Origin of the sequence: Achromobacter sp. HNDS-1, from assembly GCF_040084795.1 — a bacterium.
Taxonomy (GTDB): Bacteria; Pseudomonadota; Gammaproteobacteria; order Burkholderiales; family Burkholderiaceae_B; genus Achromobacter; species Achromobacter ruhlandii.
Window position 1 is genome coordinate 5,283,675 of record NZ_CP157584.1, and the last position, 15,360, is coordinate 5,299,034.

12 protein-coding genes are annotated in these 15,360 nt (G+C 67.1%); 7 read left to right on the forward strand and 5 right to left on the reverse strand.

Annotation, left to right across the window (positions count from 1 at the left end; translation table 11 throughout):
• Positions 1-57 precede the first annotated feature (57 nt).
• From ABFG95_RS24395 to ABFG95_RS24415, 5 genes are read right to left on the reverse strand one after another with little or no spacing between them, the layout of a single operon-like run.
• A complete protein-coding gene (locus ABFG95_RS24395) occupies positions 58-714 on the reverse strand; it encodes a response regulator transcription factor (RefSeq protein WP_049075102.1) in 657 nt (218 codons plus the stop codon).
• A 19-nt stretch (positions 715-733) separates the two neighbouring features.
• Complete coding sequence (locus tag ABFG95_RS24400; RefSeq protein ID WP_348994985.1) at positions 734-2,170, reverse strand: HlyD family type I secretion periplasmic adaptor subunit; 1,437 nt, start codon at positions 2,168-2,170, stop codon at positions 734-736.
• Between the two features lie 7 nt (positions 2,171-2,177).
• Positions 2,178-4,343: a type I secretion system permease/ATPase gene (locus tag ABFG95_RS24405; RefSeq protein ID WP_348994986.1), complete on the reverse strand. Its 2,166-nt coding sequence runs from the start codon at positions 4,341-4,343 to the stop codon at positions 2,178-2,180.
• Positions 4,327-4,539 carry a hypothetical protein gene (locus ABFG95_RS24410; RefSeq protein WP_006387947.1) on the reverse strand — a complete coding sequence of 71 codons (213 nt, stop codon included), beginning with the start codon at positions 4,537-4,539 and terminating at the stop codon, positions 4,327-4,329. The genes ABFG95_RS24405 and ABFG95_RS24410 overlap by 17 nt, the downstream gene beginning before the upstream one ends.
• A 23-nt stretch (positions 4,540-4,562) precedes the next feature.
• Complete coding sequence (locus ABFG95_RS24415) at positions 4,563-6,068, reverse strand: TolC family outer membrane protein (protein WP_169536921.1); 1,506 nt, start codon at positions 6,066-6,068, stop codon at positions 4,563-4,565.
• Between the two features lie 514 nt (positions 6,069-6,582).
• On the opposite strand from ABFG95_RS24415, the gene leuC reads away from it, so the two are divergent.
• From leuC to ABFG95_RS24450, 7 genes are all read left to right on the forward strand, one after another.
• Positions 6,583-7,986 (forward strand): 3-isopropylmalate dehydratase large subunit, encoded by a 1,404-nt coding sequence (leuC, locus tag ABFG95_RS24420; protein ID WP_054417923.1) that lies wholly within the window; start codon positions 6,583-6,585, stop codon positions 7,984-7,986.
• A gap of 22 nt (positions 7,987-8,008) precedes the next feature.
• The gene (gene leuD, locus ABFG95_RS24425) at positions 8,009-8,659 is read left to right on the forward strand and encodes a 3-isopropylmalate dehydratase small subunit (protein ID WP_054417925.1); all 651 of its coding nucleotides are present in this window, start codon (positions 8,009-8,011) and stop codon (positions 8,657-8,659) included.
• 37 nt (positions 8,660-8,696) lie between these two features.
• The gene (gene leuB, locus ABFG95_RS24430; protein WP_054432450.1) at positions 8,697-9,773 is read left to right on the forward strand and encodes a 3-isopropylmalate dehydrogenase; all 1,077 of its coding nucleotides are present in this window, start codon (positions 8,697-8,699) and stop codon (positions 9,771-9,773) included.
• 230 nt (positions 9,774-10,003) lie between these two features.
• Entirely contained in the window at positions 10,004-11,134 is a 1,131-nt protein-coding gene (gene asd / locus ABFG95_RS24435) for an aspartate-semialdehyde dehydrogenase (RefSeq protein WP_049075090.1), read from the forward strand.
• Positions 11,135-11,400: 266 nt separating this feature from the next.
• A complete protein-coding gene (locus tag ABFG95_RS24440) occupies positions 11,401-13,377 on the forward strand; it encodes a FimV/HubP family polar landmark protein (protein ID WP_348994987.1) in 1,977 nt (658 codons plus the stop codon).
• 3 nt (positions 13,378-13,380) lie between these two features.
• Entirely contained in the window at positions 13,381-14,202 is an 822-nt protein-coding gene (gene truA, locus ABFG95_RS24445) for a tRNA pseudouridine(38-40) synthase TruA (RefSeq protein ID WP_336730982.1), read from the forward strand.
• Between the two features lie 36 nt (positions 14,203-14,238).
• Positions 14,239-15,333, forward strand: coding sequence for a twin-arginine translocation signal domain-containing protein (locus ABFG95_RS24450; RefSeq protein WP_063588663.1), 1,095 nt, complete (start codon positions 14,239-14,241; stop codon positions 15,331-15,333).
• Positions 15,334-15,360 lie beyond the last annotated feature (27 nt).

Genomic DNA, 15,360 nt, shown 5'->3' on the forward strand with positions numbered 1-15,360 from the left:
AGATGGCCAGATACTAGAGGGAGCCGCGGCGCGGCGGTATTGTCCTCAAGGACAGGTTCAGGAAAGGATTTTGCCGCGGGCGTCGGCCGGCGCCGAAATGCCGTGCACCCGCAGCGCCAGCTGCAGCCGGTCGGTCACTTCGAGTTTGTCGAAGACGGCCGACAGATGCGCCTTGACGGTGCGCTCGGTGATGCCGAGCGCGTCGGCGATCTGGGCATTGGATTGGCCGCTGGCGGCATAGCGCGCCACGGTGATCTCGCGTTCGGTCAGCAGGCCGTTGTCCCAGGAGCGGGAATCCTGGGCCCGCTCCGTCACCAGCCGGAGCAGGCGCGTGACCAGCGAGCGCCCCATCCAGATGCCGCCGGAGGCTACCACTTCCAGGGCCTGCGCCAGGGCGGTGGCCGGGGCGTAACTGTGGCAATAACCCAACGCGCCGGCGCCCAGGGCCTGAGTGCCTTGTTCGTCGTTGGGGCTGGGGCTGGCCACCACCACCTGCAGTCCGGAGAACTGGGCATGCCAGGCGGGATCCTGCCAGGACGGCAGACGCGGCAGGTCGGTATCCAGCACCGCCAGGGCGCGGCCCTGCTCGCGCCAGCGCTGCAGGTCGGCCAGACCGCGCCCGCGGGCGGCGAGCCAGCGCGCCGGATCCAGCGCGCGCCAGTGCTGCCACAACAGGTCGTCGTGCGTAATCAACAGGACGGGAACGGATTTCATAACGCCTTCTCGCTCTCCTCTAACGCTCGGTAAAGGCGTTGGCCTTCGCGCGCAGCACCGGCTTGAGCAGGTACTGCAACACGGTGCGCTTGCCGGTCAGGATGTGGACTTCGGCCACCATCCCGGGAATGATGGGCAGGTTCTTGTCGCCCACCGTGCTGCGGTCCGTGCGGACCCGCACCACGTAATAGGAATTGCCTTTCTCGTCGGTCACCGTGTCGGCGCCGATCTGTTCGACCTTGCCTTCCAGCCCGCCGTAGATGGCGAAGTCGTAGGCGGTGAACTTGACCTCGGCCTTCTGGTCGGCGTGCAGGAAACCGATGTCGCGCGGCAGGATGCGCACTTCCAGCAGCAGGGTGTCGTCCTTGGGCACGATCTCGATGATGTCCTTGCCCGGCTGCACCACGCCGCCCACGGTATTGTTGAACAGCGTCTTGACCGTGCCGCGCACCGGGGCGCGCACTTCCGCCAGCTTGACCCGGTCGGCCAGGGCCAGCTTGCCCTCGCGCAGCGTGGCCAGCTTGGTGTTGGTTTCGGACAGTTCGTTGCGGGCCTGGTTGCGGATGTTCAGCTCGGATTCCTCGAGCTTGCTCTGGGCTTCCTTGATCGATGCCTGGATCCGGTCGATCTGGGCCTCGGCGCCTTTCTGTTCGCCGCAGTAGCGGGCCACGTCGCGCTGCAGGCGCAACAGGTCCACCTCGGACACCGCGCCGCTCTTGAGCAGCGGCCGGGTCACCTGCAGTTCGCGCGAGGTCAGGCCGCAGCTGGCCGAGGCCTGGTCGCGCTTGGCGATGGTCTCGCGCAGTTCTTCCTGGCGTTGCTTGAGCTGTTCGCGGGCTACGTTGACGGTGGCGTTCAGTTCCGTGGTGCGCGCCTGCCAGGCGTTGCGTTCCATCTCGACCAATCCCGGCGCCTGGGTCAGCACTTCCTCGGGCGCCACGAACGGTTCGCCGGTGGCCAGCGCCTTCAGGCGCGCGGACTTGGCCAGCAGCGACAGGTATTCGGCATTGTTTTCGCCCAGCGACGAGGCGAAGCGGGTGGAATCGATCTTCAGCAGGACCTGGCCGGCCTCGACCTCCTGGCCGGGCTTGACCAGGATTTCCTCGACGATGCCGCCGTCCAGGCTCTGGATGATCTGCACCTGGCGCGACGGCACGACCTTGCCCTCGCCGCGCACGACTTCGTCGATATAGCCGAAGGCGGCCCACAGCAGCAGCAGGAAGACGGCCAGCAGGCTGGTCCACAGCAGCACGCGGGCGCCACGCGCCTGCGACTCGTGGATCACCCATTCGGCGTTGCCGACATAGTCGGTGCGCGCCTGCGGCTTGCCTTTTTCGGCGCCGTCGAGCAGGCGGTCGAAGATGTGGATGAAGACGCCGCGCACCCGCAGCCACAGACGGGTGAGCAGGCCGGGCCGCGATACGGCGGATTTCTGGATGGCGGTGGTATTGTCCATGCGGCTCTCAGCTTCCGCGTCCGACGCGCCCCTGGCGCAGGGCTTCGACGACCTGTTCCTTGGGGCCATCGGCCACGATATGGCCGTTATCGATGACGATCAGGCGATCGACCAGTTCCAGCAGGGCGGTGCGGTGCGTCACCAGCAGGATGGTCTTGTTGGCGCTGGCTTCGCCCAGGCGGCGGCGCAGCTGGGCCTCGCTCTGGTGATCCATGTTGCTGCTGGGCTCGTCCAGCAGCAGGATGGGCGGATCGTTGATCAGCGCGCGCGCCACGGCCACCGACTGGCGCTGGCCGCCCGACAGCGACTCGCCGCGCTCGCCGATGAGCATGTCGAAGCCGTTCGGGTGCAGATTGGCGAACTCGGTCACGCCGGCCATGTTGGCGGCCGCCAGGATGCTGGCGTCGTCGGCGTAGGGCGCGCCCATGGCCAGGTTGTGCTTGAGGCTGCCGTAGAACAGCAGCGGATCCTGCGGCACGTGGCCGATGGCGCGGCGCACGTCGGCCGGGTCGATCTGGCGCACGTCCACGCCATCCAGCAGCACCGCGCCCTCGGTCGGCTGGAACAGCGCCAGGGCCAGCTTTTCCAGCGTGGTCTTGCCCGAGCCGATGCGGCCGATGATGCCGACCTTTTCGCCCGGCTTGAGCTTGAAGGACACCTTTTTGAGGACCGGCTGGGTGCTGCCCGGGTAAGTGAAGCTGACGTCGCGGAACTCCAGGCCGCCATGGAACACCGGGCGGTGCAGGAACTCGGCCTCGGCCGGGCGCTCGATCGGCAGCTTCATGTAGTTGTCGATCGAACCCAGCGAGGTGCGGGCGTTCTGGTATTGCATCAGCAGGCCGGCCACCTGGCCCAGCGGCGCCAGGCAGCGGCCGGCGATCATCGAGGCGGCGATGATGCCGCCCATCGACAGGGCCGAGTCCTGCGCCAGGTACACGCCGATGATCACCACCGAGATCGACACCAGCTGCTGCACCGCCTGCACGAAGCCGACGGTGGACGACGAGATCAGCTTGAGCTTGCCGCCGGTCTGCGCGATGAACTCGGTGGAACGCTCCCAGTTACGCTGGATCGCGCCCTGGGCGTTGAGGGTCTTGACCGCCTCCAGCCCGGTCAGGGCCTCGACCAGGGTGGCATTGCGCTGCGACGAAGCCTGGAACGACGCCATCGTCAGCGCTTCCATGCGCGCCTGCGCGGCCAGCGACACCACCAGGATCAGCACGATCGCGACCATCGGGGGCAGCACCATCCAGGGCGAGATCCAGGCCAGCGCGGCCAGGAACAGCAGAATGAAGGGCAAGTCCACCAGGGTGGTGATGGTGGCCGAGGCGATGAAGTCGCGGATCGATTCGAACGAGCGCAGGTTGGCGGCGAACGAGCCGACCGACACCGGACGGCCCTCCATCCGCAGGTCCAGCACCCGCTCCATGATCTGCGCGGACAGCCGCACGTCGACGCGCTTGCTGGCGCTGTCGACCACGTGCGAGCGCGCCGTGCTCAGGATCATGTTGAAGATCACCACCAGAGTGATGCCCAGCGCCAGCACCCAGAGCGTCTCGACGGCGTTGTTGGGCACCACGCGGTCGTACACGTTCATGGTGAACAACGGCATCGCCATGGCGAAGATGTTGATCAGCAGGGCGGCGATGAGGGCATCGCGGTACAGGCGCCGGTTTTCCATGATGGCGGCCCAGAACCAGTGGCGCTCGCGCACCTTGGCCACTTCCGGGGCGCGCGCGTCGAAGCGGAACTGTGGCCGCACGAAACAGACCAGGCCGGTGTATTGCGCGTCCAGTTCGGCCGCGCTCATCTCGACCGCGCTGCCGCCCAGCTCGGGATGGCTGATCACGTACTTGTCGCCATCCTTCCTGAGCAACAGGCAGGCCCGCTCGCCATTGAGCAGCAGGATCGCCGGCAACAGGTCGGACGGCAGTCCGTCCAGCGGGCGCTTGACCACCCGCGCCGACAGCTGCGCGCGCGCCGCCGCCCGGGGCAGCAGCGCTGGCGTCAGCCGGTGCGCTTCCAGCGGCAGGCCGGCCGACAGCGCCTGGGCGGTCGCCGTCACGCCATGCAATCGGGTGATCTCGACCAGGCAGTCCAGCAACGGGTCATCGTGCGCGGCGCGCGCGTCGGCGCGCCATTCCCGCGCGGGCGCGTCAGATAACTTGTCCATCATCGTCATCCAGCAGGTCCAGATGCTCCGAGAGTCGCGCGCGCTGTTGCTTGCGCTGGGTGAGTTTTTGCTGGGCCTGTATTGGCAGGTCCGTCATGCGCAAGGTGCCATTGGCGATCAAGGCGTCGATCAAGTCTTCCAACACGCGGACGAAGTCCGCATCCAACCGTGAAAAGTCGTTGTCCTCAGTAGCCATATGGCCTCCTTGCGCGCGCCTCGTCAGGGACGGGCCTGGGCGGCGGGCGCGTTCAGCGGCACCAGCGTGGGCGGCAGGGTGCCTTCGTTGTATTGCACACGCACTGGCGTCAGCCGGGCCGAGTCGGGCACCGTGGAATTGCACAGGCGGATGACGTCGTCGGACACCACCAGCTTGCCGTTTTCCTCGGGCATCTCGTTGCGCGCGGGCTGCAGCGTCAGCGCCGGCAGCAGCTTATGCGAAAGCGCCAGCCAGCGATACTGCGCCAGCCTCAGGTCATAGACGGCGTTGGTCAGGGCGCGGCGCGATTCGAACAGTTCGTTTTCGGTGTTGAGCAGGTCGAGCAGGGTGCGCTGGCCGATCTGGAACTGCTGGCGGTAGGCGTCGCGCACCTTGGCCGTGGCCATTTCGTGGTCGCGCAGGAAGGGCAGCTTTTCCTGCAGGCTGGTGATGTTGTTCCAGGCCACGGCCAGATCCTGCTGCACATTGCGGCAGGTGTAGTCGCGCACGTCGCGCGCGGCATACGACTGGGCCGCCGTCTGGCGCACCCGCGCCGAATCGGCGCCGCCGCGGTACAGGTTGTAGTTCATGACCACCTGGACGCTGGAGCTGCGGATGTTGCGGTTTTCAGGCGTGGGGTCGTTCTGGTCGCGGCCGGTGGCGGCGACGAACTCGAACTTGGGTGAAAACGCGCCCTTGGACGAGGCCACGCCCGCTTCCGCCGCCTGCAGGGCCGCCTGCTTGGACAGGAAGCTGGGATTGCGGCGCAGCGACTCGTTGAAGTTGCCGGGCTTGGTCGGCAACTTGTCGGAGATGTCCGGCACCGGCTGCATCGACTCGGGCGGCAGGGCGCCAGTGACGCGCTGGAAGCGCTGCTGCACGTCCAGCAGGTTGGTGGTTTCGGTCATCAGGTTGGTTTGCGCCAGCGCCAGGCGGCCGCCGGCCTGTTCCAGGTCGACGCGTCGGCCGACCCCGGATTCCGTGCGCTGGCCGATCTGCTTGAGGGTTTCCTCGTGCAGGGAGTAATTCTGGCGGGCCAGCAGTTCCATGTCGCGATAGCGCTGCAGGTCGATGTAGGCCTGCACGGCGGCCAGGGCGGTGCTGTCGCTGGTGGCCAGCACGTCATAGAAGCGCGCCAGCTTGTCGAACCCGGCCTGCTTGACGTCGTTGCTGGTGCGGAAACCGTCGAAAATCAGCTGGCGCAGCTCGAAGTTGTAGCCCGGACGGTTCCAGTTCTGCGAGCCGACGCCGGGCACGTTGTTGCGGTATTCGCGGCCGGCGTAGCCCAGCGCATTGACCTGCGGGAAGAAGGCGCCGCGGGCCACGGCCTGGCCTTCCAGCGAAGCCTGGAAGTCGTGGTACTTGGCCTGGATCTCGGGATTGCTGAGCAGGGTCTGCTCGACAATCTGGTTCAGGGTGGTCGCGCCAGGGGCGGGCGGCGCATCGGTCGCGGCCGGCTGCGCATACAAGACAGGAACGAATGCCAACGCCAGGGCGGAAACCGTGGTCTTGAGCAGGAACGAAGACATAGGGATTATTCGCGAGTCAAGTGTGGGATTAGTGCCGGCATATTGTGTGCAAATGTCAGACTTGGCGAGTCAAGGTTTGTTAAGACTTGACAGAATTTGCCGGCCCGTCGGGATTTATTTCGCAAAAATCGATGAGAAATCATGCGATTTACGCGGAATTCAATATGGACGGATTAATCAAAAACCATTAATACGTTTTATGTCGTATTGTTGCGGTTTCTGCTTTGCCACATTGAAAAGTGATTATATCCGGTTGCGTCTTTTGTATCTAAATAGTTTTTTCGACCGTTGCTTTTTGATTATCTGGATATTGACCCCGCAACGATCATTCTCGGCGTGACCGGCGACCTGGATAAGCCTCACCATGGTAGTGTTGGTACTAGTATATTTGGTGTGGTTGTACTAGGTTCAGAGGCTGGGCATAATGCCCTCCATGCCGCAGCGGCCGGCGTGGGAAGCAACAGCACATCCCGCGCGAGGCACCAGCCGGATTGTCTATTTGCAGAGCGCATCCATGGCCCAAACCCTTTACGACAAACTCTGGGACGCCCATATCGTCCACCAGGAATCAGACGGCACCTGTCTGCTCTATATTGACCGCCACCTGCTGCACGAAGTGACCAGCCCGCAGGCGTTCGAGGGCCTGGCCATGGCCGGGCGCAAGCCGTGGCGCAACGGCGCCAACCTGGCGGTGGCCGACCACAACGTGCCCACGATGAATCGCGCCCAGGGCATCGACGATCCGATCTCGCGCCTGCAGGTCGACACGCTCGACGCCAACTGCGACAAGTACGGCATCACCGAATTCCGCATGAACGACCTGCGCCAGGGCATCGTCCACGTCATCGGGCCGGAGCAGGGCGCCACCCTGCCGGGCATGACCGTGGTCTGTGGCGACTCGCACACCAGCACGCACGGGGCGCTGGGCGCGCTGGCGTTCGGCATCGGCACGTCGGAAGTCGAACACGTGCTGGCCACGCAGACGCTGCTCATGAAGAAAGCCAAGAGCATGCTGATCAAGGTCGAAGGCGAACTGCCGTTCGGCTGTACGGCCAAGGACGTCGTCCTGCACATCATCGGCATCATCGGCACCGCCGGCGGCACCGGCCACGCCATCGAGTTCGCCGGCAGCACCATCCGCGCGCTGTCGGTGGAAGGCCGCATGACGGTCTGCAACATGGCCATCGAAGCCGGCGCCCGCTCCGGCATGGTCGCCGTCGACGACAAGACCATCGAATACTTCCGCGGCCGTCCGTTCGCGCCGTCCGGCGTGCTGTGGGATCACGCCGTGGCCTACTGGCGCACGCTGCACACCGACGCAGGCGCCAAGTTCGACACCGTGGTCGACGTCAACGCCCGCGACATCAAGCCGCAGGTCACCTGGGGCACCTCGCCCGAAATGGTGCTGCCGGTCGATTCGCGCGTGCCGGATCCCGACCGCGAAAAAGACGACGTGCGCCGCAGCGGCATGGAGCGCGCGCTGGAATACATGGGCCTCAAGCCCAACACGCCGTTGACCGACATCCGCGTGGACCGCGTCTTCATCGGTTCCTGCACCAACTCGCGCATCGAGGACCTGCGCGCCGCCGCCGTCGTGGCGCGCGGCAAGCGCGTCGCATCCAACGTGCGCCAGGCCATGGTGGTGCCGGGTTCCGGGCTGGTCAAGCAGCAGGCCGAGCGCGAAGGCCTGGACAAGATCTTCATCGAGGCGGGCTTCGAATGGCGCGAGCCGGGCTGCTCGATGTGCCTGGCCATGAACGCCGACCGGCTCGAGCCGGGCGAGCGCTGCGCCTCGACCTCGAACCGCAACTTCGAAGGCCGCCAGGGCCAGGGTGGCCGCACCCACCTGGTCAGCCCGGCGATGGCCGCCGCCGCCGCCGTGGCCGGTCATTTCGTCGACGTCCGCACGTTCCGTTAAGCGCCCACCGAGTACCGACATCATGCAAGCATTCACCACTCACGAAGGCCTGGTGGCTCCGCTCGACCGCGAAAACGTCGACACGGACCTCATCATCCCCAAGCAGTTCCTCAAGTCCATCAAGCGCACCGGCTTCGGCCCCAATCTGTTCGACGAACTGCGCTACCTGGATCACGGCGAGCCGGGCATGGACAACAGCAAGCGTCCGCTCAACCCCGATTTCGTGCTGAACCAGCAGCGTTACCAGGGCGCCTCGGTGCTGCTGGCGCGCAAGAACTTCGGCTGCGGTTCGAGCCGCGAGCACGCGCCCTGGGCGCTGACGCAGTTCGGTTTTCGCGCCATCATCGCGCCGTCGTACGCCGACATCTTCTTCAACAACAGCTTCAAGAATGGTCTGCTGCCGATCGTGCTGTCCGAGCTCGAAGTGGCGCGCCTGTTCGACGAAGTGAAGGCCTTCCCGGGCTACAAGCTCAACATCGACCTGGATCGCCAGGTGGTGGTGGCCGCCGACGGCCGCGCCATGAAGTTCGACATCGAGCCGTTCCGCAAGTACTGCCTGCTGAACGGTTTTGACGACATCGGCCTGACCCTGCGCCATTCGGACAAGATCCGCGCCTTCGAAGCCGAGCGCCTGGCCCGCCATCCCTGGCTGGAAAGCCGTCCGATCGCCTGACCCGACTCATCCCATCGACCACAGGACCGTTTTTTCCATGACTCATAACATCGCAGTCTTGCCGGGTGACGGCATCGGCCCCGAAATCATCGAACAGGCCGTGCGCGTCCTGAAGGCGCTGGACGTGCCGTTCGACATCAAGCAGGCCGCCGTTGGCGGCGCCGCGTTCGACGCGTTCGAGCATCCGCTGCCGCCGGCCACGCTGAAGCTGGCCAAGGAATCGCACGCCGTGCTGTTCGGCGCCGTCGGCGACTGGAAGTACGACAGCCTGCCGCGCGAATTCCGCCCCGAGCAGGCCATCCTGGGCCTGCGCAAGGCGCTCGGCCTGTTCGCCAACCTGCGTCCGGCGATTCTCTATCCCGAGCTGGCAAGCGCTTCGTCGCTCAAGCCCGAGATCGTGTCCGGCCTGGACATCCTGATCATCCGCGAACTGACCGGCGACATCTATTTCGGCACGCCGCGCGGCGTGCGCTCGTCGCCGGACGGCGCCTTCAGCGGCGAACGCGAGGGCTACGACACGATGCGCTACGCTGAATCGGAAGTGCGCCGCATCGCCCGCATCGGCTTCGAATCCGCCAGGAAGCGCAACAAGAAGCTGTGCAGCGTCGACAAGGCCAACGTGCTCGAGACCTCGCAGTTCTGGCGCGACATCGTCATCGAAGTGGCGCGCGAGTATCCGGACGTCGAGCTGTCGCACATGTACGTCGACAACGCCGCCATGCAGCTGGTGCGCAACCCGCGCCAGTTCGACGTGATCGTCACCGGCAACCTGTTCGGCGACATCCTGTCGGACGAGGCCGCCATGCTGACCGGCTCCATCGGCATGCTGCCGTCGGCTTCGCTGAACGCCGGCGGCCAGGGCCTGTACGAGCCCAGCCACGGTTCGGCGCCCGACATTGCCGGCCAGGGCATCGCCAATCCGCTGGCGACCATCCTGTCGGCCGCGATGCTGCTGCGCTACTCGCTGAACCTGGCGCCCCAGGCCGACCGCATCGAAGCCGCCGTGCGCCGCGTGCTGGCCGATGGCCTGCGCACCGCCGACATCTTCGAACCCGGCACCACCAAGGTCAGCACCTCGGGCATGGGCGACGCCGTCCTCAAAGCCCTGGCCTGATGCCTGCAAGGGACGCGCCCTTGCGGCGCGGTCCCGATTCCAGGGGCCGCCCGCGGGGCGGCCCTTTTTCATGCCGATGTTGCCGCGGCGCCGCGAAAGCGGGGTGGCTTTGATTGCGGCCCCGTTTTTTCAAGCTGCGCCGCAACATCCCTGCGTGCATTCTGATAAATTGTTGGGTTCTTGCACGTTTTTTCACCACACCTTGTCCCCACCTTTAAAGAGCGATTGAAATGAATCAAGCAGTAGGCCTTGTCGGCTGGCGCGGTATGGTCGGCTCGGTGCTCATGCAACGCATGCGCGACGAGAACGACTTCGCACTGATCGAACCGGTGTTTTTCTCCACCAGCAACGCTGGCGGCGCCGCCCCCACTTGGGCGACTGGCGCGGGTCCGCTGCAAGACGCCTACAACATTGACGCTCTGAAAAAACTGCCGATCATCGTGACGGCGCAAGGCGGCGACTACACCTCCGAGGTCTACCCGAAGCTGCGCGGCGCGGGCTGGAACGGCATCTGGATCGACGCCGCCAGCACGCTGCGCATGGCCGATGACGCCATCATCGTGCTGGACCCGGTCAACCGTCCCGTGATCGACGCGGCGCTCAAGCGCGGCGTGCGCAACTTCATCGGCGGCAATTGCACGGTCAGCTGCATGTTGATGGGCCTGGCCGGCCTGTTCAACAACGACCTGGTCGAGTGGATGACCACCATGACCTACCAGGCCGCATCCGGCGGCGGCGCGCAGCACATGCGCGAGCTGCTGACCCAGTTCGGCGAGCTGAACCACGCCGTCAAGCCGCTGCTGGACGATCCGGCCTCGGCCATCCTGGAAATCGACCGCGGCATTCTGGCCAAGCAGAAGGACGCGGCGCTGCCCCACGAGCACTTCGGCGTGCCGCTGGGCGGCAGCCTGATCCCCTGGATCGACAAGGACCTGGGCAACGGCATGTCCAAGGAAGAGTGGAAGGGCGAGGTCGAGACCAACAAGATCCTCGGCCGTGGCGCCGCCTTCGGCACCGCCGCCACCCCGATCGACGGCCTGTGCGTGCGCATCGGCGCGATGCGCTGCCACAGCCAGGCGCTGACCATCAAGCTCAAGCGCGACCTGCCGCTGGACGAGATCGAAGCGCTGATCGCGCAGGGCACGCAATGGGCCAAGGTGATCCCCAACACCAAGGAAGAGACCATCCGTGAACTGACCCCGGTCGCGGTCACGGGCACGCTGGACATTCCGGTGGGCCGCCTGCGCAAGATGTCGATGGGTCCGCAATACCTCAGCGCCTTCACCGTCGGTGACCAACTGCTGTGGGGCGCGGCCGAACCGCTGCGCCGCATGCTGCGCATCGCGCTGGCCGAAGCCTGAGGCCCGGCGGGCGGCGCAGGCCGCGCGCTCGCGACAAGGTCGTAACCGCAAAGGCACCTTCGGGTGCCTTTGTCATTTGCGCGGGGCGCCGTGGTCATCGGACATGGCTGGCAATGTGCCCGCCAGCCAACGCCGATGCGCCTTTCAGGTTTGTGAAACGCGCTCGATCCATTACACTTTTCGGGTCAATTGAGGCTTGTTCTCACGCGATCCCCACGAACAGCCTCCGCCCGATCATTCGACCGACAAGAACGGAATTCCAGCTTATGACCCAGCGTTCGCGCCAAGTGAAGCATGCCCGCCGTTTGAAGGCCCTCCAGTGGGCGATCGCGCTGGCGCTAGGCGCGAGCGCTTGCAGCCCGGCCTTGGCGATGCGGGTTGGGCATTCGCGGGTGGTGTCGGCGCCGGGTGCGCCCCTGCAGGCGCTGGTTGGCCTGCAGGAATTGACGCCGGACGAAGTGTCCTCGCTGCGGGTGTCCGTGGCGGACGAGGCGGCGTGGCAGCGCGCGGGCCTGAAACCGCCCGCGCCGCTGGCCAGCCTGGTGGTGCGGGTCGAAGACGGCATGGACCCGACCCGCAAGAACCTGCGGGTGCGGTCGACCCAGGCGCCGGCCGGCGGCGCGGTCGATCTGCTGCTGGATATCAGTTCCAGTTCCGGCCAGCGACAGGTCCAGGTCAGCATCCTGGTGCCGCTGCGCGGCGCTGGCGCCGATGTCACGCCGGCTGCCGTGGGCGCCCCGGGCCGGGCCGGCGGCACGTCCGGCTCGGTCAACGTCAAGTCGGGCGATACGCTGTTCGCCATCGCCCAGCGTAATGCCGTGCCCAACGCCTCGGTCTACCAGATGCTGGTGGCGCTGTGGCGCGCCAATCCCGACGCCTTCATCCAGAACAACATGAACCTGGTGCGGGCGGGGCAGAAGCTGGCGATCCCCGACGCGGCCACGGTGCGCGCGGTCGATCCGGCCGAGGCGCGCCGCATTTTCAATGAACACGCCGAGGCATTCGCCCGTTACCGCGCCCGCCTGGGCGCGGCGACCGGCGCCAATCCCGCGGTGGTCAAGGGCCAGGACGCGGCCTCGGGCACGGTGGCGCGGCCTGGCGACACCGGCGCGGCCACGGCCTCGCAGCCGCAGGATCGCGTGCGCCTGTCATCCGGACAGGCGCAGGGCGGCGCCGCGGCACAGGCCGAGGCCCAGGCCGATCAGCGCGTCTCCAATGAACGCGCCATGGCCGACGTGCAGGGACGTGTCAACCAGTTGGAAAGCAATGTCAATGAGTTGAACAAGGCCGTGGCCGAGCAAGGTGCGGGTGCGGGCGCTGGCACGCCGGGCGTCGCAGGTGCCGCTGGCGCCGCGGGCGCATCGGGAGCCGCTGGCGCGACGGGGGCTTCGGGGGCAACCGGCTCGACGGGCGCAACGGGCGCCGCAGGCGCGGCCGGCTCCTCGGGCGCCGCCGGTCCCACGGGCGCAGTGGGTGCCGCGGGCGCTGCCGGTTCCACGGGTGCTGCGGATGTCGCGGGTACTGCCGGTTCGACAGGCGCGGCCGGATCGCCGGGCGCGGCGGGTGCCGCAGGCGCGGCTGGCTCGACGGGCGCGGCGGGTGCCGCAGGCGCGGCCGGCTCGACGGGCGCGGCGGGTGCCGCAGGCGCGGCCGGCTCGACGGGCGCGGCGGGTGCCGCAGGCGCGGCCGGCTCGACGGGCGCGGCGGGTGCCGCAGGCGCGGCTGGCTCGACGGGCGCAGCGGGTACCGCAGGCGCGGCCGGCTCGACGGGCGCAGCGGGTGCCGCGGGCGCGGCCGGCTCCACAGGCGCAGCGGGCGCTCCCGGCGTGGCCGGTACGCCAGGCGGTGCAGGAACCCCCGGGGCAGCCGGCGCGCCGGGCGCCACCGGCGCGACTGGCCCCGCCGGCGCATCGACCGCCGCCACGCAACAAGACAAGGCCGCCGCGGATGCGGCGGCGAGCAACAACAAGGATAAGGATTTGACTTCTTCGATGCCGGCCTGGTTGGCCGACAACCTGCTCGTTATCGTCACCGCCGTGCTGGCGCTGATCGCTTTCGCCATCGCCTGGGTGTTGCGGCGCGCGGGCGCCCGCCGCGGCGACGACGACGAGGAAACCTATGCCTACAACGAACCGGCGCTGGATACAGCGGCGCTGAACCGCAAGCTCGACTCCATCAGCCTCGACCTGGACGAACCGCCCACGGACGAACCGCGCCCGGCGGGCAGTTCTTCCCGGATCTGAACGATGTCCAGAGTTGCATTGGGGCTGGCATACGACGGCTCCGCCTGGCAGGGCTGGCAGACCCAGCCGCACCGGCAGACGGTGCAGGACACCCTGGAAGCCGCGCTGGCGCGGTTCTGTGGCGTGGCCGATCCGGTTGCCACGGTCTGCGCCGGCCGCACCGACACCGGCGTGCATGGCGCGATGCAGGTGATCCACCTGGACACGGTATTGGATCGGCGCATGGAATCGTGGGTGCGGGGCGTGAACGCATTCCTGCCTCCCAGCATTTCCGTGCACTGGGCCCAGGCGGTGCCGGACGATTTCCATGCCCGGTTTTCCGCCCGGGCCCGCACCTACGTTTACCTGCTGTGGCGCGGCCGCGTGCGTCCCGCGCTGTGGGCCGGCCGCGCCGGCTGGTGCCACCACCCCCTGGATGTCGCGGCCATGCGCGCGGCGGCGGGCGCCTTGCTGGGCGAACACGATTTCTCCAGCTTCCGCTCCTCGCAGTGCCAGGCCAGGCACCCGGTGCGCATCATGCACCGGCTCGACATCGAAGAGCGGGGGCCGTTCCTGGTGTTCACGCTGCGCGCCAATGCCTTCCTGCATCACATGGTGCGCAATATCATGGGGGCGCTGCTGCAGATCGGGCAGGGCCGCGAACCGGTGGACTGGATGGCGCAACTGCTGTCCTGGCGCGACCGCAAGCGCGGCGCGCCGACGTTTTCTCCCGACGGCCTGTATCTGTCGGCCATCGACTATCCGGATGAGTTCGGCCTGGACCAGCTGGACGGCGGCGCGCTGCTGTTGTCGCCATTCACCCAGCCGCCGGGCAACCCGTCCTAGCCGGACGCCTGCCGGCGCCCAATGGAGGCCTGTCTCATGCAACGCCGCGCGTTTTTGAAACGAACCGCCCTGGGCGCCGCCGCCGGCGCCGCGATCGCCGCGCCCGCCTATGCGCAGGAAGCGCCGACTGTGTCCTGGCGGCTGGCTTCCAGTTTTCCCAATGAGTCGCCGACCCTGTTCGCCGGCGCCGAGGACGTGGCACGTTATGTCAGCGATGTCACCGACGGCAAGTTCCGCATCGAGATCTTCTCGGCCGGCGACCTGGTGGATGCCGGCGAGGTGCTGGACGCCGTGCAGCATCGCATCGTCGATTGTGGCCACACGGCTTCGACCCGCTTTTTCGATACCGACCCCGCGCTGTGCTTTGACGCGGGCGTGCCGTTCGGGCTGAACACGCGGCAGATGAACGCCTGGATGCTGCAGGGCGAAGGCCTGGCGCTGACGCGCGTGCTGTTCGGCAAGTACAACATCCTGAACTTCCCCTGTGGCCTCACGGGCGCGCAGATGGGCGGCTGGTTCCGCGGCGAGGTCAAGACCGTGGACGACCTGCGCGGCCTGAAGATCAAGGCCGGCGGCTTCGCGCGCCAGGTGCTGGCCCGCATGGGCGCCGCGCCCGTCGACCTGCCCATCGCCGACACCTATGCGGCGCTGGAGCAGGGCGGCGTCGACGCCGTGGCCTGGATCGGCCCGCATGATGACGAAAACCTGGCCTTGTACAAAGTCGCGCGTAACTACTACTTTCCGGGCTGGTGGGCGGGCACGCTGCAGTTGTCACTCTACGTGAACCAGCAGGCGCACGACGAACTGCCCAAGTCCTATCAGGCGGCGCTGGAATTGGCGAGCCGGATGGCCACCGCCAACATGATCGCCAAGTATGACGCCGGCAATCCCGACGCCCTGCGCCGGCTGGTGCAGCGCGGCGCGCAGCTCAAGGCGTTTCCGCGGCCGATGCTGCAGGCCGCTCACGAGGCGGCGCTCAAGCTGTACCAGGAACTCGCCGCCAAGGATCCGATGTTCAAGAAGTTGTACGAGAGCATGAAGGCCTTCCGTGACAAGGAAATCCCCTGGTTCCGCGTGGCCGAAGGCAGTTTCGATTCCTTCATGGCGACAGTCGGTCAACCCGGCGCCTGAGTCCGCGCCCCGCCGGCGCGCCGGCAA

Excerpts from the sequence above, each read along its gene's own strand:
- ABFG95_RS24395 (WP_049075102.1), bottom strand. The coding sequence starts at position 714 with ATGAAATCCGTTCCCGTCCTGTTGATTACGCACGACGACCTGTTGTGG.
- ABFG95_RS24400 (WP_348994985.1), bottom strand. The coding sequence starts at position 2,170 with ATGGACAATACCACCGCCATCCAGAAATCCGCCGTATCGCGGCCCGGC.
- ABFG95_RS24405 (WP_348994986.1), bottom strand. The coding sequence starts at position 4,343 with ATGGACAAGTTATCTGACGCGCCCGCGCGGGAATGGCGCGCCGACGCG.
- ABFG95_RS24410 (WP_006387947.1), bottom strand. The coding sequence starts at position 4,539 with ATGGCTACTGAGGACAACGACTTTTCACGGTTGGATGCGGACTTCGTC.
- ABFG95_RS24415 (WP_169536921.1), bottom strand. The coding sequence starts at position 6,068 with ATGTCTTCGTTCCTGCTCAAGACCACGGTTTCCGCCCTGGCGTTGGCA.
- leuC (WP_054417923.1), top strand. The coding sequence starts at position 6,583 with ATGGCCCAAACCCTTTACGACAAACTCTGGGACGCCCATATCGTCCAC.
- leuD (WP_054417925.1), top strand. The coding sequence starts at position 8,009 with ATGCAAGCATTCACCACTCACGAAGGCCTGGTGGCTCCGCTCGACCGC.
- leuB (WP_054432450.1), top strand. The coding sequence starts at position 8,697 with ATGACTCATAACATCGCAGTCTTGCCGGGTGACGGCATCGGCCCCGAA.
- asd (WP_049075090.1), top strand. The coding sequence starts at position 10,004 with ATGAATCAAGCAGTAGGCCTTGTCGGCTGGCGCGGTATGGTCGGCTCG.
- ABFG95_RS24440 (WP_348994987.1), top strand. The coding sequence starts at position 11,401 with ATGACCCAGCGTTCGCGCCAAGTGAAGCATGCCCGCCGTTTGAAGGCC.
- truA (WP_336730982.1), top strand. The coding sequence starts at position 13,381 with ATGTCCAGAGTTGCATTGGGGCTGGCATACGACGGCTCCGCCTGGCAG.
- ABFG95_RS24450 (WP_063588663.1), top strand. The coding sequence starts at position 14,239 with ATGCAACGCCGCGCGTTTTTGAAACGAACCGCCCTGGGCGCCGCCGCC.